This is a genomic window from Streptomyces sp. NBC_01233 (genome assembly GCF_035989305.1).
GTDB lineage: Bacteria > Actinomycetota > Actinomycetes > Streptomycetales > Streptomycetaceae > Streptomyces.
In genome coordinates this window covers 4,042,527-4,068,978 of record NZ_CP108514.1, presented here as the reverse complement: position 1 = coordinate 4,068,978, position 26,452 = coordinate 4,042,527, and the positions used below count along the sequence as shown (strand labels likewise).

The 26,452-nt window shown below is 72.2% G+C and carries 27 protein-coding genes; 12 read left to right on the top strand and 15 right to left on the bottom strand.

Features of this window, described 5'->3' with window-relative positions; genetic code table 11:
- Window positions 1-37: 37 nt before the first annotated feature.
- The 8 genes from OG332_RS19050 to OG332_RS19015 form a co-directional block, all read right to left on the bottom strand.
- Window positions 38-4,633, bottom strand: coding sequence for a putative T7SS-secreted protein (locus OG332_RS19050; RefSeq protein WP_327414616.1), 4,596 nt, complete (start codon window positions 4,631-4,633; stop codon window positions 38-40).
- Complete coding sequence (locus OG332_RS19045; protein WP_327414615.1) at window positions 4,633-5,034, bottom strand: hypothetical protein; 402 nt, start codon at window positions 5,032-5,034, stop codon at window positions 4,633-4,635. Before OG332_RS19045 ends, OG332_RS19050 begins: the two co-directional genes overlap by 1 nt.
- 228 nt (window positions 5,035-5,262) lie before the next feature.
- A complete protein-coding gene (locus OG332_RS19040; RefSeq protein WP_327414614.1) occupies window positions 5,263-5,718 on the bottom strand; it encodes an SseB family protein in 456 nt (151 codons plus the stop codon).
- 194 nt (window positions 5,719-5,912) lie between these two features.
- Complete coding sequence (locus tag OG332_RS19035; protein WP_327414613.1) at window positions 5,913-6,206, bottom strand: hypothetical protein; 294 nt, start codon at window positions 6,204-6,206, stop codon at window positions 5,913-5,915.
- A 378-nt stretch (window positions 6,207-6,584) separates the two neighbouring features.
- The gene (locus tag OG332_RS19030; protein WP_327414612.1) at window positions 6,585-6,785 is read right to left on the bottom strand and encodes a DUF397 domain-containing protein; all 201 of its coding nucleotides are present in this window, start codon (window positions 6,783-6,785) and stop codon (window positions 6,585-6,587) included.
- Between the two features lie 10 nt (window positions 6,786-6,795).
- Window positions 6,796-7,062: a Scr1 family TA system antitoxin-like transcriptional regulator gene (locus OG332_RS19025; protein ID WP_327419294.1), complete on the bottom strand. Its 267-nt coding sequence runs from the start codon at window positions 7,060-7,062 to the stop codon at window positions 6,796-6,798.
- A 232-nt stretch (window positions 7,063-7,294) separates the two neighbouring features.
- The gene (locus OG332_RS19020) at window positions 7,295-7,987 is read right to left on the bottom strand and encodes a hypothetical protein (protein WP_327414611.1); all 693 of its coding nucleotides are present in this window, start codon (window positions 7,985-7,987) and stop codon (window positions 7,295-7,297) included.
- A gap of 147 nt (window positions 7,988-8,134) precedes the next feature.
- A complete protein-coding gene (locus OG332_RS19015) occupies window positions 8,135-9,061 on the bottom strand; it encodes a cyclase family protein (RefSeq protein ID WP_327414610.1) in 927 nt (308 codons plus the stop codon).
- 108 nt (window positions 9,062-9,169) lie between these two features.
- On the opposite strand from OG332_RS19015, the gene OG332_RS19010 reads away from it, so the two are divergent.
- From OG332_RS19010 to OG332_RS19000, 3 genes are read left to right on the top strand one after another with little or no spacing between them, the layout of a single operon-like run.
- On the top strand, window positions 9,170-10,081 hold the full coding sequence (locus OG332_RS19010) for an SDR family oxidoreductase (protein WP_327414609.1): 912 nt from the start codon (window positions 9,170-9,172) through the stop codon (window positions 10,079-10,081).
- 14 nt (window positions 10,082-10,095) lie between these two features.
- Complete coding sequence (locus OG332_RS19005; protein WP_327414608.1) at window positions 10,096-11,355, top strand: acyl-CoA dehydrogenase family protein; 1,260 nt, start codon at window positions 10,096-10,098, stop codon at window positions 11,353-11,355.
- Window positions 11,352-12,419, top strand: coding sequence for a Zn-dependent alcohol dehydrogenase (locus tag OG332_RS19000; protein WP_327414607.1), 1,068 nt, complete (start codon window positions 11,352-11,354; stop codon window positions 12,417-12,419). The genes OG332_RS19005 and OG332_RS19000 overlap by 4 nt, the downstream gene beginning before the upstream one ends.
- Window positions 12,420-12,633: 214 nt before the next feature.
- On the opposite strand, the gene OG332_RS18995 is transcribed toward OG332_RS19000, so the two are convergent.
- A complete protein-coding gene (locus OG332_RS18995) occupies window positions 12,634-13,251 on the bottom strand; it encodes a flavin reductase family protein (RefSeq protein ID WP_327419293.1) in 618 nt (205 codons plus the stop codon).
- Window positions 13,252-13,419: 168 nt separating this feature from the next.
- Here OG332_RS18995 and OG332_RS18990 point away from each other — a divergent pair, with 168 nt between their 5' ends.
- The gene (locus OG332_RS18990) at window positions 13,420-13,593 is read left to right on the top strand and encodes a hypothetical protein (RefSeq protein ID WP_327414606.1); all 174 of its coding nucleotides are present in this window, start codon (window positions 13,420-13,422) and stop codon (window positions 13,591-13,593) included.
- Between the two features lie 150 nt (window positions 13,594-13,743).
- Complete coding sequence (locus OG332_RS18985; RefSeq protein WP_327414605.1) at window positions 13,744-14,535, top strand: VOC family protein; 792 nt, start codon at window positions 13,744-13,746, stop codon at window positions 14,533-14,535.
- Between the two features lies 1 nt (window position 14,536).
- Here the strand turns inward: OG332_RS18985 and OG332_RS18980 are convergent, their stop codons facing one another.
- The 4 genes from OG332_RS18980 to OG332_RS18965 form a co-directional block, all read right to left on the bottom strand.
- Complete coding sequence (locus tag OG332_RS18980; protein WP_327414604.1) at window positions 14,537-15,340, bottom strand: enoyl-CoA hydratase/isomerase family protein; 804 nt, start codon at window positions 15,338-15,340, stop codon at window positions 14,537-14,539.
- Window positions 15,341-15,388: 48 nt separating this feature from the next.
- Complete coding sequence (locus tag OG332_RS18975; RefSeq protein WP_327414603.1) at window positions 15,389-17,623, bottom strand: acetate--CoA ligase family protein; 2,235 nt, start codon at window positions 17,621-17,623, stop codon at window positions 15,389-15,391.
- Window positions 17,624-18,033: 410 nt separating this feature from the next.
- Window positions 18,034-18,519 (bottom strand): MarR family winged helix-turn-helix transcriptional regulator, encoded by a 486-nt coding sequence (locus tag OG332_RS18970; RefSeq protein ID WP_327414602.1) that lies wholly within the window; start codon window positions 18,517-18,519, stop codon window positions 18,034-18,036.
- Between the two features lie 72 nt (window positions 18,520-18,591).
- Entirely contained in the window at window positions 18,592-19,779 is a 1,188-nt protein-coding gene (locus OG332_RS18965) for a flavin-containing monooxygenase (protein ID WP_327414601.1), read from the bottom strand.
- A gap of 462 nt (window positions 19,780-20,241) precedes the next feature.
- On the opposite strand from OG332_RS18965, the gene OG332_RS18960 reads away from it, so the two are divergent.
- From OG332_RS18960 to OG332_RS18950, 3 genes are all read left to right on the top strand, one after another.
- Window positions 20,242-20,592, top strand: coding sequence for a hypothetical protein (locus tag OG332_RS18960; protein ID WP_327414600.1), 351 nt, complete (start codon window positions 20,242-20,244; stop codon window positions 20,590-20,592).
- Between the two features lie 83 nt (window positions 20,593-20,675).
- Window positions 20,676-21,128 carry a DoxX family protein gene (locus tag OG332_RS18955; RefSeq protein ID WP_327414599.1) on the top strand — a complete coding sequence of 151 codons (453 nt, stop codon included), beginning with the start codon at window positions 20,676-20,678 and terminating at the stop codon, window positions 21,126-21,128.
- Window positions 21,125-21,646, top strand: a complete 522-nt coding sequence (locus OG332_RS18950; protein WP_327414598.1) for a Zn-ribbon domain-containing OB-fold protein — start codon at window positions 21,125-21,127, stop codon at window positions 21,644-21,646. Before OG332_RS18955 ends, OG332_RS18950 begins: the two co-directional genes overlap by 4 nt.
- Here OG332_RS18950 and OG332_RS18945 read toward each other — a convergent pair.
- Window positions 21,541-22,323, bottom strand: coding sequence for a pyridoxine/pyridoxamine 5'-phosphate oxidase (locus OG332_RS18945; RefSeq protein WP_327414597.1), 783 nt, complete (start codon window positions 22,321-22,323; stop codon window positions 21,541-21,543). The genes OG332_RS18950 and OG332_RS18945 overlap by 106 nt on opposite strands.
- Window positions 22,324-22,347: 24 nt before the next feature.
- On the opposite strand from OG332_RS18945, the gene OG332_RS18940 reads away from it, so the two are divergent.
- Together OG332_RS18940 and OG332_RS18935 are read left to right on the top strand one after the other, a co-directional pair.
- Window positions 22,348-22,926, top strand: a complete 579-nt coding sequence (locus OG332_RS18940) for a hypothetical protein (protein WP_327414596.1) — start codon at window positions 22,348-22,350, stop codon at window positions 22,924-22,926.
- Between the two features lie 107 nt (window positions 22,927-23,033).
- Window positions 23,034-23,240, top strand: a complete 207-nt coding sequence (locus OG332_RS18935) for a DUF4287 domain-containing protein (RefSeq protein ID WP_327414595.1) — start codon at window positions 23,034-23,036, stop codon at window positions 23,238-23,240.
- Window positions 23,241-23,296: 56 nt separating this feature from the next.
- Here OG332_RS18935 and OG332_RS18930 read toward each other — a convergent pair whose 3' ends face one another.
- Window positions 23,297-24,490: a thiolase C-terminal domain-containing protein gene (locus OG332_RS18930; protein WP_327414594.1), complete on the bottom strand. Its 1,194-nt coding sequence runs from the start codon at window positions 24,488-24,490 to the stop codon at window positions 23,297-23,299.
- 172 nt (window positions 24,491-24,662) lie between these two features.
- Here OG332_RS18930 and OG332_RS18925 point away from each other — a divergent pair, with 172 nt between their 5' ends.
- Together OG332_RS18925 and OG332_RS18920 are read left to right on the top strand one after the other, a co-directional pair.
- A complete protein-coding gene (locus tag OG332_RS18925; RefSeq protein WP_327414593.1) occupies window positions 24,663-25,925 on the top strand; it encodes an acyl-CoA dehydrogenase family protein in 1,263 nt (420 codons plus the stop codon).
- Complete coding sequence (locus OG332_RS18920; protein ID WP_327414592.1) at window positions 25,925-26,407, top strand: nitroreductase family deazaflavin-dependent oxidoreductase; 483 nt, start codon at window positions 25,925-25,927, stop codon at window positions 26,405-26,407. Before OG332_RS18925 ends, OG332_RS18920 begins: the two co-directional genes overlap by 1 nt.
- The last annotated feature ends 45 nt before the right edge of the window (window positions 26,408-26,452 follow it).

Sequence of the window (26,452 nt, the reverse complement as noted above, 5' to 3'; positions counted from 1 at the left end):
GGATGTCTCCTTTACGGAAGATGTGTGAAGACTGTAATCAATCTAGCCAGCGGTATCCTTCGTACCAGTTGATCCATGTGACGTCGTCGATGAATGAGTTGAAGTGGGGGATGTCGCCTTGATCGATGATCCACTGCCACTCGCCCGGCCTATTGTCGTGTGGGATTCGGAGTTTTGGTCCGCCGGGATGTCCATCCGGTGGGAATGCCTCCAAGAATCCTGGCTTCATGACGAACTCGTGGTATCCGTCCTCGTACCCTCCCTGGACTGCGTACCTACGAGCGACCTCTTCGCTCTCTCCGAGATAGGCGGTGCCAGCGCCGCCTTTCGTTGTGGCCGGGTGAAGGGAAGGGTCAAGGCCGTGAGCCTCGAGTGCTTTGTTGCCCGCGTGTGGAGATCGATACAGCTTGACAGGTTCCTCGGGGCACCCCTCCGGAGCAAGTCCGTGAGGATCCGACCAGGTGTGGGGGTTGTGGACGTAGGTGCCCGGGTTCGGGGCGGGCGTCAGGCCCAGGGGGTCCGGGGTGAGGTAGCGGGCTGTTTCGGGGTCGTATGTGCGGAAGTAGTTGTGGTGGAGGCCTGTCTCGGGGTCAAAGTACTGGCCCGGGAAGCGGAGGGGGGTGTAGGCGGTGGCGTTGCGGGTCCAGGTGGTGGAGCCCCAGAGGGTGGAGCGGGCGCGCCAGGCGATGTCGCCGGACTCGTCGATCAGTTCGCGGGGGGTGCCGATGAGGTCCGTGACGATGGCGAAGAAGCGTTCGTCGGTGGTGCCGAGGACGCGTTCCGCCTGGGTGAGGGGGTGGAGGCCGTTGTGGGTCCAGGTGAGGGTGACCTGGCCGGTCGTCTCCTCGCACAGGGTGGTGCTGTCCCACGTGAAGAGGGTTTCTTCCGACACCTCGCCGGTGGGCGCGAGGCGTTGTTTGGCCGTGCGGCGGGACAGGGCGTCGTAGCGGTAGCGCCATCGTGTGCCGTCGGGGGTGGTGACCCCGGTCAGGCGGTCTTCCGCGTCCCACTCGTAGCACCACGTGTCGGGCTTGCGGGACAGGCGGGTCTTCTGGCGGAGGACGACCCGCCCGAGGGCGTCGTGCTCGTAGCGGATCGAGCCGGCGCGGGTGATGCGGGTGCCCTGGTATGAACGGTCGCCTTGGGACTCGGCGCCTGGGTGGCGGGTCGGCCAGGAAGCGCTGGTCTGGTTGCCGGCCTCGTCGTAGGCGTAAAGCTCCGACCAGTTGGACGCGTCGACTGCCGTTACCCGGGCCGCCGCGTCCAGGGTGAAGGTGCGGAGGCCTGCGAGTGCGTCGTCGATGGCCGTGAGAGCGCCGTCGGCGCGGTAGCTGTAGCCGCGGCGCTGTAGGGTGCGGCCGTCCTGGCCGACTAGGTGCTGGTCGGTGAGGCGCCCGAGTGGGTCGTACGCCTGCACCAGGTCGAGGTCCGCGCCGATGGTGCGGGTCAGTTCCCGGCCTGCGGCATCCCGTTCGAAGGCCAGGGTGCGGCCAGATGCATTGAGGGCGCTGCGGCGGCCGGCCGCGTCGTAGGTCCACTCGGACTGCGCCCCGGCGGGGGTGGTACGGCCGGCTCTGCGGCCCGCGGCGTCGTAGGTGTGGGAGAGGGCGCGTCCGTCGACTGTTTCCGAGACGACGCGTCCGAACCGGTCCCGTAGCAGGGTCAGCGTGGTGCCGTCCGGCGAGACGGCCCGGGCGAGCTCGCCGAAGACGTCGTACGCGTACGACGTGATGCCGTCCGCTGTCTGCTTGCGGAGGAGCTGGGAGAGGGAGTCGTGCGTGTAGGTGGTTGTGGCGCCGAGTGCGTTCGTACGGGAAGCAAGGCGGCCCGCGGCGTCGTACGCGTAGGTCAGGGCGCGGTCGTCGAAGTCGGTCTCGGAGGCGAGGCGGCCGACCGGGTCGTAGGTGTAGGTCCAGGTCAGGCCCTGGGGGTTGGTGACTCCGGTGAGGCGGAGCTCCGTGTCGTGGGTGAAGGAGTAGCGGACCCCGTCCGGGCCGGTGCGGGAGGTCAGGAGGTCGAAGTCCCCGTACTCGGAGAGCGTCACTCCGCCCACCGGGTCGGTATGGGAGGTGCAGTTGCCCTCGCCGTCGTAGGTCCAGGATTCCGTGTTGCCGTCGGCGGTCGCCCGGTGGAGCAGGCGTCCCTCCACACTCCAGGTGAGACGGGTGGTGTGGCCGAGGGGATCGGTGATGGCGGTGGGACGGCCGAAGGAGTCGCGGGTGTAGCGGGTCGTCGCACCCAGCGGGTTGGTGATCTCAACGGGCAGGCCGGCTGGGTCGCAGCGGACCGTGGTGATTGCGCCCAGGGCGTCCGTCACCGAGGCCAGGTGGCCGCGGGTGTCGTAGGTGAAGTGGTTCGTGGTTCCTGCCGGGGCGGTGGCGGAGATGCGGTTGCCGCGGGCGTCGTACGTTGACTGCGTGACCCGGCCGTCCGGCTGGATCACCTTGACCGGCAGGCCCAGGGCGTCGTACTCGGCCCGTACCTCGCGACCGTCCGGGCGGACGACCGTGGTGAGCCGCCCCTGCTCGTCGTAGACGTAGCGCGTCGTGTGGCCCAGCGGGTCGGTACGCGTCAGCAGGCGGTTGTACGCGTCGTGGGTGAGGTGGGTGGTGGCGCCCGTGGCGTCGATCTCCGCCGTGATCTGGGCGCGGTCGTTGACCAGGTACCGGGTTCCGTGGCCGAGGGAGTCGGTGTAGGTGGTGGAGCCGTCCCCATAGGTGAAGCGGACGTTGAGGTGGCCGTTGGTGCCGGACTGGGCGGTGCAGCGGTGCCGGTCGTCGTAGACGTAGGCGAAATGGCGGTCGTTGGTGTCGGTCCAGGAGGTGATCCGGCCGAGTTCGTCGTAGCCGAACCGGAGGGGGCGGCCTGAGGAGTTGGTGACGTGGGTGAGGTGGCCGTCCGTGTACGCGTAGCGGAGCACCTCGGTGCCGTCGACGAGGACGAGGCCGGTTATTCGGCCTTCCCATGAGCTGAGGCGCACCTCGTAGCCGCCGCTGTGGGACAGGCCGGTCGGCGCGCCCGTCTCGTCGTACGCGAAGGCGATCCAGGCGCCGCCCCGGTCGTCGAGCTGGCTGAGGAGGCCCTCGTCCGTGAAGTGACGGACGTGGCCGGACTCGGGGTCGGTGACCGTGTATCCGCCGTCCGCGTCGAGGACGAGTGGCCAGCGCTGACCGTGGCCGGGGAGCACGGGGGTTCCGGGCTCGGGGTGCGGATAGGCGAGCAGGCTGCCGTCCTCGCGTACGAGGATGACGCCTTCCTCGTCGATCTCCAGGCGCTGGTCGACCGTGCACGCCCAGGACGGGCCGAACCAGCGGCCCGCGCGGTACGAGGACTCGAAGGTACGGGTGAACACGAGCGGCAGCGAGCCCGGGAGGACCAGGTCGGTCTGCGGCAGGACCATCCGGCCCGTCGCGACGTCGACCGGGTCGCCCTTGCACTCCAGGTCGGCCTTGCGGCGGGCCGCAGCCTCGGCTTCGGCCTTCGTGGCCGCCCGCGCGGTGCCCGTGGTCGCCGCTTCCTCGGCGAACCGTGCGCCGGCTCGGAGGGTGGGCAGGCCCTTCGAGCCGATGAGATCGGGGACGAGACGGCCCAGGAATTCGCTGGGGTCCTTCATGAAGCTGTCGATCATCGGGCCGGGGATGCGTTCGGGGTGGGACGCGGTGGAGACGAGACCGGCCAGCGTCATGCTGAAGTTCTGCTGGAAGTCGGCCGGGTGCGTCAGGTTGTACGGGTCGAAGGGGTTCAGGCCGCGGGCGAAGTTCAGCGTCCCCGCCGCGCCCTTGGCCACCCCGCCCACGAAGTGGTTGAGCTCGACGGCCTCCGAGCCCACGTAGTCGCCGAACCCGGCCAGGAGCTGGTCCATCGCCGGGGGGTCGGCCGGTGCGTGTTCCATGGCGGCCTTGAGGGTGCGCTCGGCCGTCGTGGCGGCATCGTCGCGCTGTCTGCGAGCCTCGTCGAGGATCTCCTTGGCCCGCTTGCGGGCGGCCTCACCCGGGTCGGTGCCCTCCATCGGCACCGGGCCCGGATCGCGGCCGGCTTTCGACGCGGCCTTGTAGGCATCCTCCTTGGCGACATGTGCGTCGTGGGCGTCCTTCGACGCCTTCACCGCAGCCTTGTGGAGCGCGATGGCCTCCGCTGCCTGTGTCTGTGCCCAATCCACCGTCTCCGCGTAGTGGGTGAGCGCGCCGCTCGCCGACTCGCACGCGTCGGAGGCGCGCAGCCAGTCGGTGGGGTGCATCGCGAACTTCTCGCGGAACGCGTCGGCGGCCTGCCCCTTCCACCGGTCAGAGTCGAGGGCCTTCATGCCCTGACCGACCCGCTCGAAAGCCGCCTGGAAGTCGGTGAAGTGCTTGGCGGCCGTCCGGATCGCCGACGACTTGCCGTGGACCAGCTCGTCCGCCTGCTCGCTCTGGCCGAGCTCCTGCTCCCGTACCGAGGCCCCGAGACGGGAGGCGACGCCGTCGCCGAAGTCCTCGACCTTGTCGGCCCAGTCGTGCGCGCCGGCCCGGTCGAGTGCGCCACCGACCTCGTCGGTGGCACGGTCCACCCCGTGGCCGATGACCTTCTTCGCCGAATCGACCCCGTCCCCGATCTTGTCGAGACCCTTGTCGACCAGGCCGCCCCAGTCCGTCATCAGCCCTCACCACCCGGCTGCGGCTCGGGTGCGGGGCCGACGAACTCGTTCACCATGCCGTCCATGTCGTCGCGTAGTCCGACGGCGTCGAGGATCTGGTTGGACAGGAGGATGTCGGAGCTGTTGACGTCCCGGACCGCGGTCTTCCAGGCCTCGTTGCCGTTCTCCGTGGCCCGGCCGAAGGATTCGGGGCTGTAGTCGGCATCCCGGATCTGGGTGATCGGGTTGTCGGAGAAGACCTCGCCCCAGTCCTTGTCGATGACGTCCTTCTCGGAGGCGTACGGATTGCCGAGCGCCGCGTTCGTCACGACCTTGAAGCTGCCCTGGATGTACTGGTCCTGCTCGTGCATCACGCCCGCCGACAGGCCCACGTTCTGGGCGAACGCGTTCCCCTGCTGCACCAGCGAGCGGACCCCCCCAGCCCCAGCGTTCGCAGAACGTGCCCAGCGTGGACGTCAGACCCTCGTGCCCAGTCTCCATTCCCGTGAGCCCCAGCTCGGTGAAACCGCCGCCCATGCTCGCCGTGCCCACCGACCCGAGTTCCTTCAACTCGGCCAGACTGTCCGTGATCCCCTTGGCGATCTCGCCCAACGCCTGCTTCGAGACGTCGAGATCCGCCCCGTCCCCGCTCACGCGGCCGCCTCCCCGTCCAGTGCCGCCGCGTCCGGCACGATCCCCCGCATCGGGGGAAATACGATTCCCTCAGGCCCCGCCGCGTCGAGCGCGACCCCGCACGGGAAGTCCAGCGCCGGTATCACCTCGTCCAGCAGCCGCGCACCGATCACCCGGCGGTACGTCCACTCCTGCGCGGCCTCGTCCCGAGCCACGGCGAAGCGGCTCAGGGTCTCCTCGTCCGAGAACGCGCAAATCCAGTCCAGGCCGCCGAGTTGGGTCGTCCAGAGGCCGCCCCGATCGTCTGACGGTACGAGCACGACTCGGCTACGGAAGTCCGCCAGCCGCGCAGTCGCCGCCTCCCGCGCGGCCGTCACCGGATCGACCTCGATGGCTGCGACGACAGCCGGAGCCGCGGCCGCGCGACCAGCTGCCCCCGCCCGCAGCTGAGCCCACTCCTCGTCAAACCCCACCAAGCCCCCCGTACGCCCCCGTCAAACGAACAAACCTTCGCATGATCTTTGCGTACTGGCGAGTTGCATTGTTCGGGAGTGCACACATCGAGCCAGGCGAGGTCTTGGCTCGTGGCCGTGCGGCTCAAGCTACCGCCTCGGGCAGGCCGTTGCGGCAGCAAGCGTGATGGCGGTGGTGGGCCATCGGCCGGTTCTTAGCGGTGCGCGACGGTCAGGGAGAGGTAGTCGACGGGGCGTACGCGCCACTCGGCGCGGATCCCGTTGCGCAGGACGATGCTGAAGCCGGCGACTTCGCCGCGGTGGAGTGCGGTGAGGGTCGGGATGCGGCCGCCGCTGTCCGACCAGGCGAGTGCGCGGTCCACCTCGGCCGGTGACAGGGCGAAGGGCTGGGTGGTCCGGATCTGGATCCGGACCAGGCGGACGGCCTCCTCGGGGGTGTCCAGCATGACCCGGTCGAGCAGTTCGGGCGTCTGGTCGTACGCGTCCACGTAGCAGAGGGCCTCGAACCAGTAGCCGTAGTGGATGCCACGGTGGCGTTCCGGGGGGATCGGGGTGGGGTGGTGGAGGGGATGTTCTGTCGCGCGAGCATGCGGTCACTCCTGCCAGTGCGGCGGGGCCGCCCCCTCCTGGCCGTGACGAGCGGCGGGGAGGGAGCGGCGGTGAGACTCTCCCCAACTGGCGCAGGGCAGGGGAGAGTTCGGCCACCCGCGCCGCGACCTGGCGGACCGCTCACCACGTGGTGACGTACAGCGACGGTAGCGTCACAGGAGGGTGCGTCGCAATGGTGCGACGTCCCAAAGTTGTATCGGCGCGTGTCAAACGCCCCTCACCTGGAGAGATGGGGGGCGTCTGGGTGTCGCGGCTCGTCAGATCAGGTGATCGAACTCGCCGGCCTTGACTCCGAGGATGAACGCCCGCAGCTTCTCCACCGACGTGGTCACGACCACGTCCGGATCGTCGCTCTCGCGCATCTTGATCACGCCGGCGATGGGCGCGAGCTCAACGCAGCTCTGATTGTCGTCCGGCCCTGAGAATGAGGACTTCTGCCACTTGATTTCGTCGGTCATGCGCCTTGACTCACACTTCCTGAGCGATGCGGTGAATGTGTTCTCTCGACTCTTCCGCGCCGAGCGAGATCGACTCGATGGATTCGAGCAACCCTCGGTACTTCACGAGTTGAGCCTCTGCGTCCAGGAAGCCACTGTCGAAAGCGCTGTCGATCTGGACGGTGTCGAGCGCCGGAATGGCAGCCCCTGCGTAGAGCATCGAGTGCACTGAGCCCGTGATCTGCCGATCGAACGGGATGATGCGCACGATGACTGAGGGCCAGTGCGACGCCTCCAGCAGGGCGGTGGCTGTTCGATACGGGGGGCCGTGGGCTGGCGCTGCTGCGGGCGTACGCCGACGACTGGGCGGTGCTCACCGAGGAGGGCGGGAAACGGGTGTGGTTCCGGCTCGTCGGTTGAGCGGCGGGCACCACCCCGGGGCCGGCGGCGCCCCCCGGGGTGGCGGCTGCTCTGCCGCGCTCGGGACGAGCGTGCGTGCGCGCCGCCGCCACCCGTAGAACCCGCAGAGGTCAGCCGTCGGTGCAGATCACGTCGTACGGGCGGCCGATCGCCATGGTCAGCTCGATCGGGTCGGTGGTGCCGGAGGGGCACTCGGACTTCGTCTTGACGAGGCCGAGGACCTTCTGGGCGCCCGAGCCGCCGCAGGCGACCTCCTTGGCCTGAGAGGTCACGCAGTCGCCCTTCACCAGCTGGCCGCCGCCGGCGCCCGCGTCGCCGGGGTGGTCGTTCGACAGGTTCCGGCCGCAGACGGTGTTGGTGGGGATGCCGCTCGACTTGCCGCCGCCGTAGGAGATGCTCACGTCGATCATCAGGTCCGTGCCGGGCGGGCACTGGATCGCACCCGGGAGGATGCTGGCCTCCTTGATGTCGATGGCCTTGAAGGTGGCCCCGGAGTCGGAGCATCCCGTCCGCTTGTACCCGTCGGGGGCCTTGGCCGGGTCGGGGCCGCCGCAGTCGCCGACCTTCCACGCGCTGGAGGTGTCGGAGGAGGACTCGGGGGATCCGGGGTCCTTGGCCGTGGGCTTGGCGGAGGGGGACGCCGAGGGGGAAGCCGACGGCTTGCCGTCGTCCTTGCGGAGCGACTGCAAGGCGAAGTAGCCGCCGATGATGATCACGGCGAGGACGATGACGGCGACGACGTTGCCGCCCGAGCGGCGCCTGGGGGCGGGCGGCGGCGGCGGAACCTGGTACGGGTTGGCCATGCGGGCTTCTCCTGCAGGGAAAGGTGGCGGGGGCGGGGGGTGACGCGCGAACGGTGACGCGTCATGAACACCTCATGGTTCCACGAGGGTCGGACACCCGCGTCGCCGCAGTTGCGGCCCCCTCCGGCCGCGGCGCTTCCCTGCTGGTCAGAGGATGGCCACGGGGGCCACCGGGGTGCCCGTTCCGCCGACGAAGGGTTCCGGCATCGCGGAGAGGAGGAAGGAGTACCGGTTCTCTTCTGCACAGGCTGTGGACAACTTTTCGAGATCCCAGTTCTGGCCCTGGTGCATGCCCATCTCGACCAGGTCGAGGGCGTGGACCGGCAGCCACAGGTCGTCGATCTCCGGCGGGAAGATCTCGAAGGTGAGGGTGTCGTTCGCGACGGCCGCCACGTCGCGGGCGTGGAACCACTCCGGGGTGCGGACCGAGAGGCCGGGCGAGGGGAAGCCGTAGCCGTGTTTGTCGCCGGCCAGGTAGACCTGGATCTGGCCGGTGCGGACCAGGACGATGTCGCCCGGGCGGACCGTGAGCCCGCCGAACTCCTCGGCCTGCGCCAGGTCTTCCGGGGTCACCGCATGGCCCCCCTCCAGCCGGTCCAGGCCCTTCGCGCGGGCCACGTCCAGGAGGACTCCGCGCGAGACGATGGGGCCGGCCTTGTCGATGCCGCTGTACTCGGCGCGGCCGTGCGCCGTGATGGTGCCGGCCGGGCGGCCGTTGTAGATCTTGCCCGAGTGCGAGACGTGGGTGAGGGCGTCCCAGTGGGTGCCCGCCTGGAGGCCCATGCTCACGGCGTCGTCGCTGCACGCCACCGTGCCCGGGCCGAAGATCTCCTGATTGATCTGCACCATCGTGTGCAGCGGGTTGATCCGGCCCGGGATCATGCCGACCTGCACCCCGTCCTCCTTGAGGGGGAGGGCGAGGGGGACGCGGCGGCCGCTGCGGATCTCCGCCGCGGCGGCCCGGACGACCTCGTCCGTGATCAGGTTCAGGGTGCCGATCTCGTCGTCGGCGCCCCATCGTCCCCAGTTGTTGACGCGCTTGGCGATGTCGTGGAAAGCGGCGGGCAGGGTCATGGGCGTCGACAGCTCCTTGCGTGGATACGGCAACGAGGGCTTGTGCAGGTACATCTGACTACCCATAGAATCTAACGGTCCGTCAGAAAACGCGGGAAGGGGCCGGACGTGGGGAACTTCTTGGCAGGCAAGGTCGTCGCCGTCACCGGCGCCGGCCGGGGCATCGGGCGGGCCGTGGCACTCGCCGCGGCCGCCGAGGGCGCCAAGGTCGTCGTCAACGACTACGGCGTCGGGATCGAGGGCGGCGAACCGACCAGCGAGGTCGCCGACGGCGTGGTGAAGGAGATCCAGGCCGCCGGCGGCGAGGCCGTCGCCGTCGCCGACGACATCTCCACCATGGCGGGCGGCCAGCGCATCGTGGACACCGCGCTCACCGAGTTCGGCCGCATCGACGGCGTCGTGTGCGTGGCCGGCATCCTGCGCGAGCGGATGCTGTTCAACATGTCCGAGGAGGAGTGGGACCCGGTGGTCGCCACCCACCTCAAGGGCACCTTCACCGTCTTCCGCGCCGCCTCCGCCGTCATGCGCAGGCAGGGCTCGGGCACCCTGATCGGCTTCACCAGCGGCAACCACCAGGGATCCGTGGCGCAGGCCAACTACAGCGCGGCCAAGGGCGGGATCATCTCCCTCGTCCGGTCCGCGGCGCTGGGCCTCGCCAAGTACGGGGTCACGGCCAACGCCGTCGCACCCGTCGCCCGTACCCGCATGTCGGCGAACGTCCCCATGGAGCTCAAGGAGATCGGCGAGCCGGAGGACGTGGCCGCGCTGGTCACCTACCTGCTCAGCGACCGCGCCAAGGCCGAGGACATCACCGGGCAGGTCTACACGATCGCCGGACCGAAGATCGCCGTCTGGGCGCAGCCGCGCGAGCTGCGCGCCGGGTACGCCGAGGGCTCCTGGACCCCGGAGAAGATAGCCGACTTCCTGCCCGGGACGGTGGGCACCGACCCGATGCCCATGCTGGCGCAGCTGGAGGCCATGGCCAAGGCGGCGGCCGCCAAGGACCGCCCCAACACATAGGGGGCCTGAGCAGGATGGACTTCAGCTTCGGGGCCGAGGACGAGGAGCTGCGCGGGCACGCCCGGGCGTGGCTGACGGAGCACCTCGTGGGCCCGTACGCGCAGGTCGTCGGCCTCGGCGGGCCGGGCAGCGAACACGAGGGGGTCGAGGCCCGGCGCGCGTGGGAGCGCGAGCTGGGCCGGGGCGGCTGGATCGGGCAGGGCTGGGAGGCCCCGGCCGGGGCGTACGGGCAGCAGCGGCTCTCGCTGACCGGCCAGGTGGTGTGGGCCGAGGAGTACGCGGCGCTGCGCGCGCCCGGCCGGGTCGGCCACATCGGGGAGAACCTCCTCGCGCCCACGCTGATCGCGTACGGCAGCCGGGAGCAGCGGGACCGCTTCCTGCCCGGGATCGCGCGGGGCGAGGAGCTCTGGTGCCAGGGCTACAGCGAGCCGGGGGCCGGCTCCGACCTCGCGGGGATCCGTACGGCCGCGGTACGGGACCCGGGCGACGGGCTGTACCGCGTCACCGGGCAGAAGATCTGGACCTCCCTGGCCCGGGACGCCGACTGGTGCTTCGTCCTGGCCCGCACCGAGCCCGGATCGCGGCGCCACCGGGGGCTGTCGTTCCTGCTCGTGCGGATGGACCAGCCGGGGCGCGTCGAGGTCCGGCCGATCCGGCAGATGTCGGGGACCTCCGAGTTCAACGAGGTGTTCTTCGACGGGGCGGTGGCGGCGGAGGTCGTCGGCGGGGAGGGCGACGGCTGGACCGTGGCCATGGGCCTGCTCGCCCTGGAACGCGGGGTCTCGACGCTGGTGCAGCAGATCGGCTTCGCGGCGGAACTGGAGCGGGTGCTGGCGGCGTACGCGGCGGGATCGGGTCGGGGCCCGGGCCCCGCCGCCGCCCCGGCCGCCGCCCCCGATCCGGTCTCCGTCGCCGGGGATCCCGTCCTGCGGGACCGGCTCGTGCGGCAGTGGGCCGAGCTGCGCACCATGCGGTGGAACGCCCTCCGCACGCTGGGCGGAGCCACCGACGACGCGGGCGCGCCCAGCGTGGCCAAACTGCTGTGGGGCGGCTGGCACCGGCGGCTCGGGGAGCTGGCGGTGGAGGTGCGCGGAGCGGCGGCCACCGCCGGTCCGGCGGCCTGGGCGCCCGGGCTCCCGTACGAACTCGGACTCGACGAGGAACAGCGGCTCTTCCTGTTCACCCGTGCCGACACCATCTACGGCGGCTCGGACGAGATCCAGCGGAACATCATCGCCGAGCGCGTGCTCGGCCTGCCTAAGGAGTCCAGGTGAGAGGCGTCGTGTTCGACGGCAAGCAGGCCCAGGTGGTCGACGACCTGGAGATCCGCGACCCGGGGCCGGGGGAGGTGCTGGTCGCGATCGGGGCGGCCGGGCTGTGCCACAGCGACCTGTCGGTCATCGACGGGACGATTCCGTTCCCGCCGCCGGTGGTGCTGGGGCACGAGGGTGCGGGGATCGTGGAGGCCGTGGGCGCGGGGGTCGCCCACGTGGCGCCCGGCGATCACGTGTCGCTGTCCACGCTGGCCAACTGCGGTGCGTGCGCCGACTGCGACCGGGGCCGGCCGACGATGTGCCGCAAGGCGATCGGGATGCCCGGGCAGCCGTTCTCGCGGGGCGGGAAGCCGCTGTTCCAGTTCGCCTCCAACTCCGCCTTCGCGGAGCGCACGATCGTCAAGGCAGTCCAGGCCGTGAAGATCCCCGCAGACATCCCGCTGACCTCGGCGGCGCTCATCGGCTGCGGGGTCCTCACGGGAGTGGGCGCGGTGCTGAACCGGGCCCGCGTCGACCGCGGCGAGTCGGTGGTCGTCATCGGCACCGGCGGCATCGGGCTGAACGTGCTCCAGGGGGCCCGGATAGCGGGGGCCGCGACGATCGTCGCGGTGGACGCGAACCCGGCGAAGGAGGCGGTGGCCCGCCAGTTCGGGGCCACGCACTTCATCGACGCCTCCGCGGTGGCCGACTCCTCGGCGGCGGTGCGCGAGATCCTGCCGACCGGCGCCGACCACGCCTTCGAGTGCGTGGGCAACGTCAAGCTGATCCGCCAGGCCGTGGACCTCCTCGACCGGCACGGTCAGGCGATCCTGCTCGGCGTGCCCGGATTCACGGAGGAGGCGTCCTTCCTCGTCTCCTCCATGTACCTGGACAAGACGATCATGGGCTGCCGGTACGGGTCCTCGCGCCCGCAGCGCGACATCGCCCTGTACGCCGAGCTCTACCGGCAGGGCAAGCTGCTGCTGGACGAGCTGGTGACGGAGGTCTACCCGGTGGAGGACTTCGCCAAGGCCGTCGACGACGCCCACCACGGGCGGGTGGCGCGCGGGGTGCTCACCTTCTGACCGAGGGTGCCACTGACGGGGCGGCCGGGGATCCCCCCGGCCGCCCCCTGGTGTGATCACGTGCTCGCCGTGCCGGCGGCCTCGCCGACCCACCGACGAGGAGCACCTGTCGGTGATCCCGTTCCCGGGCCGCGAGATGCGCGAGAACGGCCGGGACCGGTTCGCCCGGCGGAAGGCCGAGCGGTCCGGCCGCCGGGGCGCCGCCGCCGGCGGATCAGTCGCTGAAGCGGCCGAAGCGGCCCTTGTGGAAGAGGAGCGGATCGCCCTCGCCGGCCGCGCCCATGGCCACGACGCGGCCCACGACGATGAGGTGGTCCCCGCCCGTGTGCACGGCCTGGATCCGGCAGTCGATCCAGGCGGGCACGGCGTCGAGCTGCGGTGATCCGGTGACGGGGGCGGGGGTGTGGCTCACCCCGGCGAACTTGTCCGCGCCGCTGACGGCGAAGGACCGGCACAGTTCGCCCTGCTCGGCTCCGAGGATGTTGACGCAGAACACCCCGGCGCGGGCGATCCGAGGCCAGGCGGTCGACGTACGGGCCACCATGAAGGTGACCAGGGGCGGGTCGAGCGACAGCGAGGCGAAGGACTGGCAGGCGAAGCCGGCCGGGCCGTCCTCGTCCTCGCCGGACGGCGCGGTGACGACGGTGACCCCGCTGGCGAAGTTCCCGAGCACGGCCCGGAACTCGGCGGGACTGACCGGCGCGCGCTCGTCCTCGCCGACGGCCCGCAGATCGGGGCGCGGCAGGGCGTCGACGGGCTCGGGTTCCCGCTCCGTCGCGGCGGAGGTGGGGGCGCCGACTGACCTGAGGTATCGGACGACGGTGGCCGCCATCCCTGCATGTCCCATCACACCGATGATTGAAGCTGACGGTTCGTCAGATAGGAAGGGGTGGACGAGAGGTGCGTGGGCGGATCGCGCTGACCTCGGGCCTTCGTGCCGGGCTCCGGCTGGCCTCCGCGATCCGGCCACTGGCCTGAACTCCCTTGTGCGCTGGAGACCGTGAACATGCTGGCCACCAGCCACTCCGACCGGCTGGGCAACCGGCTGCGGCAGTTGATCGGCGAGGGCGAGGGAACCGCCGACTGCTTCAGGGAGGCGGAGCAGCGCTCGCTGCGGCTCAAGGTGGGCTTCTACGACCAGTTCCTGCCGGCGCTGGAGCGGGTCGCGATCTGAAGCGGGGAGCCTGAGGCGGGACGCCGCCCCCGTTTACACCCACACGGGTGAAACCCCCCGCCTCCGTGGGTCCGTACTCCGGGGCGGGGGCGGAGGCTCGGCATCGTGGCAGCGACCTCGTACCGCCGCCGTACTCCCGGGAGGACCCCCATGCTCGGCACCGACTTCAGCACCGGATCACCCAACTGGCTCGACCTCGGCAGCCCCGACACGGAAGCCGCCGCCGCCTTCTACGGAACCGTCTTCGGCTGGGACTTCGCCTCCGCCGGGCCCGAAGCGGGCGGCTACGGCTTCTTCCAGCTCAACGGGAAGACCGTCGCCGCGCTCGGGCCGCTCACCGAGGAGGGGGCGACGTCCGCCTGGATGCACCACTTCATGACCCCCGACATCGAGGCCACCGCCGCGGCCGTCCGCGACGGCGGCGGCACGGTCCGGATGGAGCCCGGGGACGTCATGGGGGAGGGCAAGCTCGCCCACTTCACCGACCCGCAGGGCGCCGAGTTCGCCTGCTGGCAGCCCGGGAACACCGCCGGGATCGAGGTGGCCTCCGCCGAGAACGCGCTGGTGTGGGCGGAGCTCCACGTGCCGGACCCGGTCGCGGCCATCGGCTTCTACGCCGGCCTGTTCGGGTGGCGGTACGCCGAGATGGAGGTGCCCGGGATGACGTACCGCGTCCTGAGCACCGCCGACGGGGACCAGCAGGACGCCTCCTTCGGCGGGGTCGCACCGCTGGGCGAGGGCGCGGGCGGCGAGCAGGAGAAGGCGCGCTGGGTGCCGTACTTCCACGTGGCGGACGTGGACGGCACCATCGCGAAGGCGGAGAAGAACGGCGGGTCGGTGCTCATGCCGGCGGCGGACGTACCGGACGTCGGGCGGCTCGCATGGCTGGCGGACCCCTTCGGCGCGGTGTTCGCGCTGCTCAAGCCGAACCCCGAGATGTAGCTCACCGGCCCAGGTACTTGGGCGTGCGGCGCTCCACGAAGCTCGCCACGCCCTCGTTCGCGTCGGCCGTGGTCATGTTGATCTCCTGAGCGGTGGCCTCGGCGGCCAGGGCGGCCGCCCGGTCACCGTCCAGGGAGGCGTTGACCAGCTGCTTCGTCAGGGCGAGGGCGCGGGTGGGGCCCTGCGCGAGCCGCTCGGCCCACGCGCGGGCCGTCTCCTCCAGCTCCTCGGCCGGAACCACCTTGTTGACCAGGCCGAGGCGCTCGGCGTCGGCCGCGGGGAGGGCGTCGCCGAAGAACATCAGCTCCTTGGCCTTCTGCGGGCCGACGAGACGGGGCAGCAGGTACGCGCCGCCGCCGTCGGGGACCAGGCCGCGGCGGACGAACACCTCGATGAAGCGGGCCGGTTCGGCGGCGATGACGAGGTCGCAGGCGAGCGCCAGGTGGGCGCCGATGCCGGCGGCCGTGCCGTTGACGGCGGCGAGGACGGGCTTCTCGCAGTCCAGCACCGCGGTGATCAGGCGCTGCGCGCCGAGGCGGATCATGCGGGCCACGTCGCCGGCGACCCTCTCGCCCGCGGGGGCGCCGCCGCCGCGCAGGTCCGCGCCCGCGCAGAAGCCCTTGCCGGTGGCGGTGAGGACGACGGCGCGGACGGCGGGGTCGGCGGAGGCGCCGGCGAGCAGCGCGATGACGCGTTCGCGTTGGGCCCAGGTGACGGCGTTCATCGCCTCGGGGCGGTTCAGGGTGATCCAGGCGACGCCGTTGTCAACGCGGTGGAGGACTTCGTCCCCGGGGATGCCGGTCATGGGTGAACTCCCTTTCGTCTTCAGCCCGGCGGGGCTGGATGGGGCCGGTCAGCGGCAGATGGCGAGGGCGTCCAAGGCCACCGCCCCCTGGCCGCGGGGGAGGACCATCAGGGGGTTGATGTCCAGCTCGGACAGCTCGTCGCCGAGTTCCAGCGCCATCCGCTGGATCCGCAGGACGACCTCCACCAGGGCGTCCACATCGGCCGGGGGTGCCCCCCGTACGCCCTCCAGCAGCGCGTGCCCCCGCAGTTCCGTGAGCATCGCGCGGGCCTGGTCCTCGCCGAAGGGCGGGACGCGGACCGCCGCGTCGTGGAGGACCTCGACCAGGACCCCGCCGAGCCCCACCGTGACCGTCGGGCCGAAGAGGTCGTCCTGGGTGACGCCGACGACCATCTCCACCCCCCGCTCCACCATCTGGCAGACCAGGATCCCGTCGAGCGGCACGTTCTCGTAGCGCGCGATGTCGGTCAGCTCCCGGTACGCGTCGCGGATCTGGCTCGCCGAGGTCAGGCCGATCTTCACCAGGCCGAGTTCCGTCTTGTGGCCCAGCTGCGGGCCCGAGGCCTTCATTACCACCGGGTAGCCGACCAGGCCGGCCGCCCGGACGGCCGCCGCCGCGCTCGTCACCAGCTGCTCGCGGGGGACCCGTATCCCGTAGGCGCGCAGGAGCTGCTTCGCCGCGTGCTCGCTGAGCTGCTGGCCGGGCCGCATGAGGGCCTGCGCCTTGCGGTACGAGGGCGAGGGCGTGCGTGGTGCGTCCTCGAAGGGGGAGCGGTAGCCGGCGGTGAAGCGGTGGTGGCCGAGGTAGGCGCGGACGGCGGTGATGCAGTTGCCGAAGGTACGGAAGGTGGCCACGCGGGAGGAGCCGAGGAGGGTGGTGCGGTAGGCGTCCTCGGTGCCGACCGGGGAGCCCCAGATCACGCAGATGAGCTTGTCCGTGGCCTCGGCTGCGTCGACCAGGTCCTGGGCGAGCCTGTCGCTCATCGGGGGGAAGGGGCCGGTGATCGGGCAGATCAGGACGCCGACGGACGGGTCGGCGAGGATCGCGTCGATGATCTTGCGGCCGCGCCAGTCGCCGACCGGGTGGCCGCCGTTGTCGACGGGGTTGGCGACGTTCAGGTACTCCGGGATCCACTGGTGGAGCTCGTCCTGCTTGGCCTGCGAGAGGGTGGGCAGGGTCAGGCCCGCCTCGGTGGCCAGGTCGGAGAAGTGGGCTCCGGTGCCGCCGGAGATGGAGTAGACGACGACCCCTTCGGCCTTCGGCTTGCGGGCGCGGGCGAGCAGGGCGGCGGTGTCCTGGAGTTCGTCCAGTCCGTCGACGCGGATGACGCCGAACTGGCGCATGGCGGCGTCCACGACGGTGTCGGCGCCGGTCAGTTTCCCGGTGTGGGAGGCGGCCATGCGGGCGCCGGTCTCGGTGCGGCCGACTTTGACGGCGACGACGGGGACGCCGTTGCGTGCGGCCCGGTCGGCGGCGAGGAGGAAGGAACGGCCGTCCTTGAGGCCTTCGACGTAGCAGGCGATGGCCCCCACCTCGGGCTGCTCGGCGAAGTAGGAGATGAAGTCGGAGGTCTCCAGGTCGGCTTCGTTGCCGGTCGGCGCCCAGTGGGAGAGCCGGATGCCGAGTTCCTGGAGGGTGTAGACGGGCCGGCCCTGGTGGCCGGACTGGGTGATCAGGGCGATGGCCGGGCCGTCGAGGTCGTCGCGGAACTCCTCGAAGGCGTTCAGGTTGGTGTTGGGGCCGAGGAGGCGCAGGCCGGAGCGTCGGACGGCGGCGCCGAGCTGGTCCTGGGCGGCGGCGCCCGCGTCGCCGGTCTCGGCGAAGCCGGAGGCGAAGGCGACGGCGAACTTCACCTTGGTCTCGGCCAGTTCCTCGATGACGGGGAGCGGGTCGGCGACGAGGAGGACGGCGAGGTCCACCTGTTCGGGCAGGTCGGCCACGGAGGCGTGGCAGGTCAGCCCGAAGACGGTGGGGCGGGTGGGGTGCACGGGGTGGATCCGGGCGCCGACGCGTTCCGCCCAGGCGATGAGCTGGCGGGTGATGCCGGTGTTCGCTCTGCCCTCGGCGTCGGAGGCGCCGATGACGGCCACGGACTCGGGCCGGAAGAACCGGTCGAGGTCGGGCACGTCGGCGTGCAGCGGCCGGCCGCTGACGTCCACGGCGACCGCGTCGTCGGCGGAGGGGGCCGCCGATGAGTGGACGGCCGTCCTGGGGGACTCCCCGCAGGCCTCGACACGTGCGCGGAAGTCGGTGGTGAGGGTGCCGTGAGTAGATCCAAGCATCGTTCCGCCCGCTCCTGCTCGATGAACCTTGATGGAACTGGAACTCAATAACTGACGTGTAGTCAGATTACTGAACTGACGTGCCGTCAGGAACAGGGCTGCGCAGGAAAGCTGGTGGAGGTGATGTGGTGAACGGTGTCGAATCACGGTGTCAGATCCCCGCGGGGTCGGTCCAGGGCGCGGTTCGGCCAAGGGCGTCCCGCTCGGCGGCCGCCTCCCGCGGGGCGTCCTTCGGGCGGCGCGGGACCGTGAAGGCGATGGCCGGAGCGGCGACGAGGAGGGCCGCCCCGACCGCGAAGGCCGGGTGGTAGCCGCCGGTCAGGGCCTCGGGGGCGGGGCGTCCCGTCTCGGCGAGGGACTCGGTGCGGGAGGCGGCCAGGGCTCAGGCCTGCCGGGGTGAAGCCCGGGTGTCAGCCCTTCTGGCGTGCCCGCCGGGCCGGCCGCGGCCCCTCCTCGGGTGTCTGCAGATGCCCCGTGACCAGGCGGTTCAGTGCGCGGAGCAGTACCTCGCGCTCGTCGTCCGGCAGGGCGCCGAGCGCGCTTCCGTGCACTCGGTCGACGATCTTCTGGCTCTCCTGCGCGACCTTCGCCCCCTCCTCGGTCACCGCGATGATCCGGGCCCGCCGGTCCGTGCCGGACGGCCTGCGCTCGGCCAGGCCGGCCTTCTCCAGCGCGTCCACCGTCACCACCATCGTGGTCTTGTCCATGTCCCCGATCTCGGCGAGCTGCGCCTGGGTGCGCTCCTCCTCGAGGGCGTGGACGAGGACGCAGTGCATGCGCGGGGTGAGTCCGATCTCGCCGAGCCGTGCGCTCATCTGGGTCCGCAGCACGTGACTGGTGTGGTCCAGGAGGAACGACAGGTCCGGTTCGGTGCGGGTGCGCGTCATGGCGGTCATGTCCGTCAGGGTAGCGAAAGTCGATCCGTCGCGGATTATCGACAAACGGACGACTGGCTCCGGCGGCCGGCTCTACCGGGACGACGCCCGGCGCGCCTGCCGGGCCACGGCCTTGGCGATCTTCTCCGCGTCCATGGCCATCTCCCGGAACATCCCGCTGATGGGATTCGTGAAGCCGGTGAAGTACAGCCCGCGGGCCTGCTGCGAGGTGCGGGCGCCGTGCGTACGGGGCCGCCCCCGCTCGTCGAGCACCCCGAGGCCGCCGACCAGCCCCTCCAGGGCGCGGCGGTAGCCGGTGGCCGCGATCACCGCGTCCGGGGTGATCCGCGAGCCGTCCGCGAGCACCACCTCGGCGCCGTCGAAGGACTCCACGGCGGCCACCGGCTCCACCGCGCCGCGGCGCACCGCGTCGACCAGGCCGACGTCCTGGAGCGGGATCGCCCCCTCCTTGACCCGGCTGTAGAGGCCGGTGGCGGGGCGCGGAAGCCCGTACGCCGACAGGTCCGGGACCGAGGCCCCGGAGACGAGCCGGCCCAGGCCGTCCACGAGCCTCACGGGCAGCCGGCGGACGAGGATCCCGCTGCGCTGGGCCGGCCAGCCGGCGGTGGAGCGGCGCATGATGTGCGGGGCGGTGCGCACGGCGAGCCGCACCCGCGCCGCCCCGCCCTCGACGAGGTCGACGGCTATCTCGGCGCCGGTGTTGCCGACGCCGACGACGAGGACGTCCTGGCCGGCGTACGGCTGGGGGTTGCGGTAGTCGGCGGCGTGCAGCAGCCGGCCGCCGTACGTGTCCAGGCCGGGCCAGTCGGGGATCACCGGCGTGTGGTTGTACCCGGTGGCGACGACGACGGCCGCGGCGGTCAGCACCCGCCCGCCGCTGGCGTGCAGGGTCCAGCCGTCCTCCCCTTCGGGGGCGGGCTCGATCCGGGTCACCTCGACGCCGGTCACCAGCTCCAGCTCGTGGAACTCGGCGTACTTCTCCAGGTAGCGCACGACGTTGTCGCGGGAGACCCAGCGCCCGAAGCGGCGCGGCATCGGCAGGCCCGGGAGGGCGGAGAGCCGGCGCGTGGTGTGCAGGCGCAGCCGGTCGTAGTGCCGGCGCCAGGACGTACCGACCGCGTCGGACTTCTCGACGACCACCGCGCGGACCCCGCGGGCGCGCAGTGCGGCGGCCACGGCGAGGCCGCCGGGGCCGGCCCCGATGACGTACGCGGGGCGGGGCTGGGTGGTCATGTCGGGTGCTGCGGGGACTCCAGGCATGAGGTGTGATCGTATCGCCACGCTGAGTTGATGGGTCTCGGACAAGGAGGGAATCGATTGCGGATCGGTCACGGGCGGGGCGCCGGGCGGCGCGTCCTCCCCGGTGGCGCAGGGTGAAGTCCCCGCTTCCGGAGGGGCCGGAGTGACCGATGGGGCGACCGGACGGCTGGGACGTGCGTGCCTGCCCTGGTGTCCTCATCCCGCGCGCCGACGTCGGGCCCGAGTCGGAGCCGCGCGCCTTGGCCCCGGCGGATGTGGGTCTGCACGCCGCCCGGGTGGCGTTCGGCGCGATGGGCCGCGGCGGTGCGATGGATCCGACCATCCCGCTCGCCCCGGTGCGGGCCGTCGCCGAGCCGCCGCACGTCGACCGGGGCGAGCGAGCTGCCGGCGGCGGCGCCGGTGGCTGCGACCGGCTCCGCCTTCACCGGCCCGCGTACGCGATCGGCGCCCGGGGAGGCGCGGATGCCGGCCCGCCTCTCGGCGCGCGCCCACGGGCTGCCGGTCGTCGCCCGGTGCGCCGCGGCGGCCGAGGCGCTGCGGATCCGCGTGGGGTCCTTCGCCCCGGACGAGGCCGAGGCGGTGGTCATCGGCGGCAACGGCTTCCGCGCGGTCGGCGTGATCGAGGCGTTGGAGGCGGCCCCCGGCCCCGGCCCCCGGCCCCCGGCCCCGGCCCCCGGCCCCCGGCCCCGGCCCCCGGCCCTCGGCCGTCCCGTCCTCACCGCGGACCAGGTCCTGCTGCGGGCCGCCCTGCGCGCGGCGGGCGCCGCCACCGCCGGGGTCGAGGGATGCGGGAGGCTCTTCGCCGACCCGTAGCCGGCCGGGGCCTTGCGGGATCGCCCTGCATCCGCTGAACTGACGTACCGTCAGATCAGTGATGAGAGGGGTGGGGGCTGCCGATGCAGACCATCTGGCTCAGTGGGGCCGAATGGCTCGCCGTGCTCCGGATAGGCCTCGGCCTGTGGTGGCTGGAGAGCTGGCGGCACAAGGACAAGAAGGGCTGGTTCGAACGCGGCACCGGCATCGCGTGGGCCGCCGACGTCGCGAACAAGCACCGTTGGACCTTCGTCAAGGGCGGCTTCGAACTGGTCGTCGCGCCGCGCCCGAAGGCGATGGCGTACATCGTCGTCTACGCGGAACTCGCGCTCGGGCTGGGCCTGGTGCTCGGCCTCCTGACCCCGGTCGCCCTGGTCGGCGGGCTGCTGCTGAACCTGCTCTACCTGGTGCTGATGATCCACGACTGGGCCGAGCAGGGCCAGAACGCGATGATGGCGCTCATCTCGCTCGTCGCGCTCTTCGCCATGTCCTGGCAGACCTGGTCCCTCGACGCGGCGATCGGACTCTTCCTGTGAGCGGCGGCGCGGCGCGCTACGACCTCCCGGAGACCGACGACTTCACCCGCACCTACTGGGACGCGGCGGCGGAAGGCAGGCTCCTGCTGCGCCGCTGCGGGGACTGCGGGCGGGCGCACCACTACCCGCGCGAGTTCTGCCCGCACTGCTGGGCCGGCGAGGACCGCGTGAGGTGGGAGCCGGCGAGCGGCCGGGCGACCCTCTACACCTGGTCGGTGATCCACCGCAACGACCTCCCGCCCTTCGGCACGCGCGTCCCGTACACGGCGGCGGTGGTCGACCTGGCGGAGGGCCCGCGGATGATGACCGAGGTGGTGTCCTGCGAGGCGGTGGACCTGCGCATCGGCATGCCCCTGACGGTCACCTTCCGCGAGGCGGCGGACGGGGTGCGGGTGGCGGTCTTCCGGCCGGATCAGGGCCAGAGCAGCTCGCGGACCCAGGAGCTTCCCGCGTCGGCATCGGCGTCGGTGTCGGTGTCGGCGTCGGTGTCGGCGTCGGGGCCGGTGGTGCGGCGGTAGCGCAGGCGGGTGTGGCGGCGGGTGGGGTCGCCCTGGAAGAACTCCACCTCGTCGGCGTCCAGTACGTACCGCGTCCAGGTCGGAGCGGGTGCGTCCGGCTCGGCCCCGGCCCGTTCCCAGGCCCGCTCCGAGGCCCGGACCAGGTCCTCGGCCGACTCCAGCACCTCGCTCTGGCGCCCGGTGAGCGCGGCGGCGAGCGCCCCGCGCGAGCGGACCGCCAGGTCCGCGCGGCTCTCCTCGGGCCCGCAGGCGGTGACCCGGCCCCGGATCCGGATCTGCCGGGCCACGGTCGGCCAGTAGAACCCGAGCGCCGCCCGCGGCTGCGCGGCCAGCTGCACGCCCTTGGCGCTGGTGACGTGCGAGGCGAAGTGCCAGCCCCGCTCGTCGGCGTCGTGCAGCATCAGGGTCCGCACATCGGGCCGCCCCGCGCCGTCCACCGTCGCCAGGCTCATCGTGTGCGGCTCCAACTGCCCCGCCCGGGCGGCGTGCACGAACCACTCCCGGAACAGCGGGAGCGGCTCGGCGGGTGCGGCCCCGGTGTCGAAGCCGGGAAGCGGGGAGTCCCACACGCGCAGGGAGTGCAGGGTGGCGTGGAAGCCGTCAGTGCCGTCAGTGCCGTCAGTGCCGTCCGTGCCGATCTCGCTGATCTCGCTGATCTCGCTGATCTCGCTGGTCATGCCCCCAGGCTAGGGTGCCGCTTCATGGACGTTCACAGAGGTGTCGCACGCGGCCTCGTCACTCTCGCGCCGGCCCTCGCGGTGACCGCGGTCGTCGCCCCGCTGTACGACCACCCGGGCGGCCCGGCCGTCCTGGCCGACCTCGACCACCCGGTGCTCCTCGCCGTCCTCGCAGCCCTCTCCCTGACGGCGGGGGTCCTGCTCTCCTCGCGCCGCCCCGAGGTCCGCAAGGCCACCGTCGGCGCCCTCGTGGTCGCGGCTGTCTTCGGCGCGCTGGCCACACCGGTGTACGTCATGGCCAGCGACCCCTTCCCGTCCCTGGAGTACGACGTCCCGGCCCCGGGCGGCGCCCCGCGGCGCCTGGTGGTGGAGCGCAGTTCCCCGCTCACCGACCCCGTCTGGCGGATCTACTTGGACACGGGCCGCTTCCCCACAGCCCGCCGCTGGCCGGTGGCGGAGTACGAGGAGTCCGTCTGGCCGCAGGGCGTTCTCCACGCCGAGTGGATCGGCCCGGACCGCATCCGCCTGATCGACTACGACCACAGGGACCACGAGGTCGAACTGGCCCGGGACGGCCGCCCGTTGAACGGGGTGGACTGGTAGGAGGCGGCCGTTTCCGCGGGATGCGGAAATTCACCGCAGGACCGATGAGTTCGGCGTCCGGTCGCGGTCGTACATGCAAAGGCGCCGCGACGAAGGAGACGGACACCATGGCCGAGACCGTGAAGGGCCCCGCCGCGTACTTCCCCTCGATCGAGAAGAAGTACGGCCGGCCGATCGCCGAGTGGAAGGACCTCATCAGGTCCTCGCCGCTGACCAGGCACATGGAGCTCGTCACCTGGCTCAAGACCGAACACGGCCTGGGCCACGGCCACGCCAACGCCCTCGTCGCCCACACCCTTGCCGAGGGCGAGTAGCCCGCCGGTCCTCTCCGTACCAGCAGGCGTAGCCGTCCGGGCCGGGGGGCCCGCGCCTACCCCCGGCCCAGCAGGACCGTGCCCGAGGAGCAGAACCAGCCGCCCGTGCCCGAGGCCAGGGCGATCTCCGGGAGGCGCCCACCGCGTTTGGTGACCTGGCCCGGGCCCGCCTCGCCGCGGAGCTGGCGGACCGCCTCGACCAGCAGGAACAGGCCGCGCATGCCGGGGTGGCAGGCCGAGAGGCCACCGCCGTCGGTGTTGACCGGGAGGTCCCCGTCGCGCAGCAGGCGGCCCTTCTCCACGAAGGCCCCGCCCTCGCCCTTCGCGCAGAAGCCGAGGTCCTCCAGGGTCACCAGGGTCATGTACGTGAAGGCGTCGTAGATCTCGGCGAGGTCCACGTCCGCCGGGGTGAGGCCGGCCCGCTCGAAGGCGATGCGGCCCGAGACGGCTGCCGGGGACACGGTGAAGTCCTCCCACTCCGACATGGTGGTGTGCGAGACGGAGGTGCCCGCGCCGAGGACCCAGACCGGAGCCTTCGCGGTGTCCGGTACGTAGTCCTCCGCCGCCAGCAGCACGGCGCAGCCGCCGTCCGAGCGGATGCAGCAGTGCAGCTTCGTGAAGGGGTCCGCGATCATGTCGGAGGACAGGACCTCGTCCACCGTGATCGGGTCCCGGAACATGGCGTCCGGGTTGGTGGCCGCGTTCGCCCGGGCCTGTACGGCCACCGCGGCGAGCTGCTCCAGCGTGGTCCCGTACTCGTGCATGTGGCGGCGGGCGGCCATCGCGTACTTGGAGATCAGCGTGTGCCCGTACGGGACCTCGAACTGGAGCGGTCCGCGGGCCCCGAAGGAGAGGTTCGAGGTGCGCCGGCGGGCCTTGATGTCGGCCCGCGCCGTGGAACCGTAGACCAGCAGGACGGCGTTGGCGTGTCCCGCGGCGATGGCGTCCGCCGCGTGGGCGGCCATGACCTCCCAGGTCGAGCCGCCCACGGAGGTGGAGTCGACCCAGGTGGGGCGCAGGCCGAGGTACTCGGCCACTTCGACCGGCGCGAGCGTGCCGAGGCCGGCCGAGGCGAGGCCGTCGATGACGGAGCGGTCCAGGCCGGAGTCGGCCAGGGCGCGCCGGGCGGCCTGCGCGTGCAGGGCGTAGGGGGTGGGGCCGTCCACCCGGCCGCAGTCGGAGAGGGCCACGCCGACGACCGCGACCCTCCGGCGGGCGCGGGACACGGTTCCAGGTGTGAGTCCAGGCATGGGAAGGACGGTACAACTGACGTATCGTCAGATGCTAGGGGTTCGGGCGCCGTCCCGCCCGCAACCCGCCCTCGCCGCCCCCTGTGCATCTGCCACCGCCGGGCCTAACATGACGGTCCGTCAGATCTGCCCCCGGCCACCGCCGGGAGGTGCCCCCAGGAGGAGCCAGACGATGGATGCCGCCTTCACCGCGGAGCAGGCCGAGATACGCCGTACCCTGCGCGAGATCCTGGGCAAACGCTGCGGCCCCGACGAGGTCAAGGCCGCGGTCCGCACCGCCGCCGGACATGACCGCGAGCTGTGGCAGCAGCTCGCCGAGCGGCTCGGGCTGCCCGGCCTCGCCATCGCCGAGGAGTACGGCGGCGTCGGCTGCGCCCCCGCCGACCTGGCCCTGGCCTGCGAGGAGACCGGGCGGGTGCTGCTGCCCTCGCCTCTGCTGGCCACCGCCGTGCTCTGCGCGCCCCTGATCGCCGCCCTCGGCACCGGCGCCCAGCGCTCCGCGCTGCTCCCGCCGCTGGCGGCCGGCGGGCTGACCGCCGCCCTCGCCGTCCCGGGCCCGGCGCTGGCCACGGCGCTCGCGCTGACCGGCGACGACAGCGCCGGGCAGTGGTCCGGCGGCGGCCGCGCGGGCGGGGTCCAGGCCCGCGCCGACGCCGCGGGCGGCGGCTGGCGGCTCTACGGGGAGGCCGCCCAGGTGCTCGACGGGCACAGCGCCCCGCTGCTGCTGGTCGCCGCGCACGCCGGGGGCTTCGCCCGCAGCCGTACGCTGCTGTTCCTCGTACGGGAGGACGCGCCCGGGCTCGTACGGTCCCGGCAGGCCGTACTGGACGAGACCCGCCCGCAGGCCAGCATCCAACTGCGCAATGTCCCCGCCGAGTTGCTCGGCGACGAAGAGGGCGACGTACCGGGCGCCCTCGCCGCCACCGGGCGCACCGCCTCCGCCGTGCTCGCAGCCGAAGCGGTCGGCGCGGCCGGGCAGGCGCTCGCCCGCACCGTCGAGTACGTACGCCAGCGCGAGCAGTTCGGCCGGGCGATCGGCTCCTTCCAGGCCGTCAAGCACCGGCTCGCCGACCTCTACGTACAGGTGCAGGCGGCCCGCTCGGCGGCCTACTACGCCGCCTGGGACCCGGACCAGGGCGGCCTCGCCCTCGCCCAGGCGCTCGAAGCCCTGCGGGTGACCGCCGGCGAGGCGATCCAGCTGCACGGCGGGATCGGCTTCACCTGGGAACACGACGCACACCTCTACTTCAAGCGGGCGGCGGCCGACGAGCTGCTCTTCGGCCCGGTCCACCGGCTGCGGGCGCACGCCGCGGACCGCGCGGGCCTGTTCGCCGCCCCGGCCGCGGCCCCGGCCGTGCCCACGGCGGCTGCGGCCGCGGCTCCCGCCGCGACTGCGCCCCACGTCCCGCCCGCCCAAGAGAAGGTGGCCGTCTGATGGCTCGCGTGGCTCCCGGCGTCAAGCTGATGCAGAAGGTCTCCTCGACCATGCTCTTCGCCAAGATCGCACCGCACTTCATCCCCGCCCTGGACAAGGCGGTGCACAAGCTCACCCGCGGCAAGGTCATGCTCAGCGCCCAGATGCTGCCGGGCGTGATCCTCACCGCCAAGGGCGCCAAGACGGGCGAGCCGCGCACCACCCCGCTCGCCTGCATGCCGGAGAACGGCGGCACGAGCTGGGTCCTGATCGGCTCCAACTTCGGCCGGCCCGGGCACCCGGCATGGACCGGGAACCTACTCAAGCACCCGGACGCGGACGTGAGTTGGCAAGGCCGGGACATCCCCGTACGGGCCCGGCTGCTGGCGGGGGAGGAACGCGCTGCGGCGTGGCAGGCGGTGCTGGGGTTCTGGCCGCCGTACGCGACGTACCAGGCGCGCATCGAGCGCGAGATCCGGTTGTTCCGCCTGGAGCGTCGCTGATCTCAGGCGGTCGTACACGACGGCACGGAGCCGCCCAAGGCGGCG

What these genes read in the sequence shown, in the direction of transcription:
- OG332_RS19050 (WP_327414616.1), bottom strand. Translation starts at nt 4,633, where the DNA reads ATGACGGACTGGGGCGGCCTGGTCGACAAGGGTCTCGACAAGATCGGG.
- OG332_RS19030 (WP_327414612.1), bottom strand. Translation starts at nt 6,785, where the DNA reads ATGACCGACGAAATCAAGTGGCAGAAGTCCTCATTCTCAGGGCCGGAC.
- OG332_RS19020 (WP_327414611.1), bottom strand. Translation starts at nt 7,987, where the DNA reads ATGGCCAACCCGTACCAGGTTCCGCCGCCGCCGCCCGCCCCCAGGCGC.
- OG332_RS19015 (WP_327414610.1), bottom strand. Translation starts at nt 9,061, where the DNA reads ATGACCCTGCCCGCCGCTTTCCACGACATCGCCAAGCGCGTCAACAAC.
- OG332_RS19005 (WP_327414608.1), top strand. Translation starts at nt 10,096, where the DNA reads ATGGACTTCAGCTTCGGGGCCGAGGACGAGGAGCTGCGCGGGCACGCC.
- OG332_RS18995 (WP_327419293.1), bottom strand. Translation starts at nt 13,251, where the DNA reads ATGGCGGCCACCGTCGTCCGATACCTCAGGTCAGTCGGCGCCCCCACC.
- OG332_RS18985 (WP_327414605.1), top strand. Translation starts at nt 13,744, where the DNA reads ATGCTCGGCACCGACTTCAGCACCGGATCACCCAACTGGCTCGACCTC.
- OG332_RS18980 (WP_327414604.1), bottom strand. Translation starts at nt 15,340, where the DNA reads ATGACCGGCATCCCCGGGGACGAAGTCCTCCACCGCGTTGACAACGGC.
- OG332_RS18975 (WP_327414603.1), bottom strand. Translation starts at nt 17,623, where the DNA reads ATGCTTGGATCTACTCACGGCACCCTCACCACCGACTTCCGCGCACGT.
- OG332_RS18970 (WP_327414602.1), bottom strand. Translation starts at nt 18,519, where the DNA reads ATGACCGCCATGACGCGCACCCGCACCGAACCGGACCTGTCGTTCCTC.
- OG332_RS18965 (WP_327414601.1), bottom strand. Translation starts at nt 19,779, where the DNA reads ATGCCTGGAGTCCCCGCAGCACCCGACATGACCACCCAGCCCCGCCCC.
- OG332_RS18960 (WP_327414600.1), top strand. Translation starts at nt 20,242, where the DNA reads ATGCCGGCCCGCCTCTCGGCGCGCGCCCACGGGCTGCCGGTCGTCGCC.
- OG332_RS18955 (WP_327414599.1), top strand. Translation starts at nt 20,676, where the DNA reads ATGCAGACCATCTGGCTCAGTGGGGCCGAATGGCTCGCCGTGCTCCGG.
- OG332_RS18945 (WP_327414597.1), bottom strand. Translation starts at nt 22,323, where the DNA reads ATGACCAGCGAGATCAGCGAGATCAGCGAGATCAGCGAGATCGGCACG.
- OG332_RS18940 (WP_327414596.1), top strand. Translation starts at nt 22,348, where the DNA reads ATGGACGTTCACAGAGGTGTCGCACGCGGCCTCGTCACTCTCGCGCCG.
- OG332_RS18935 (WP_327414595.1), top strand. Translation starts at nt 23,034, where the DNA reads ATGGCCGAGACCGTGAAGGGCCCCGCCGCGTACTTCCCCTCGATCGAG.
- OG332_RS18930 (WP_327414594.1), bottom strand. Translation starts at nt 24,490, where the DNA reads ATGCCTGGACTCACACCTGGAACCGTGTCCCGCGCCCGCCGGAGGGTC.
- OG332_RS18925 (WP_327414593.1), top strand. Translation starts at nt 24,663, where the DNA reads ATGGATGCCGCCTTCACCGCGGAGCAGGCCGAGATACGCCGTACCCTG.
- OG332_RS18920 (WP_327414592.1), top strand. Translation starts at nt 25,925, where the DNA reads ATGGCTCGCGTGGCTCCCGGCGTCAAGCTGATGCAGAAGGTCTCCTCG.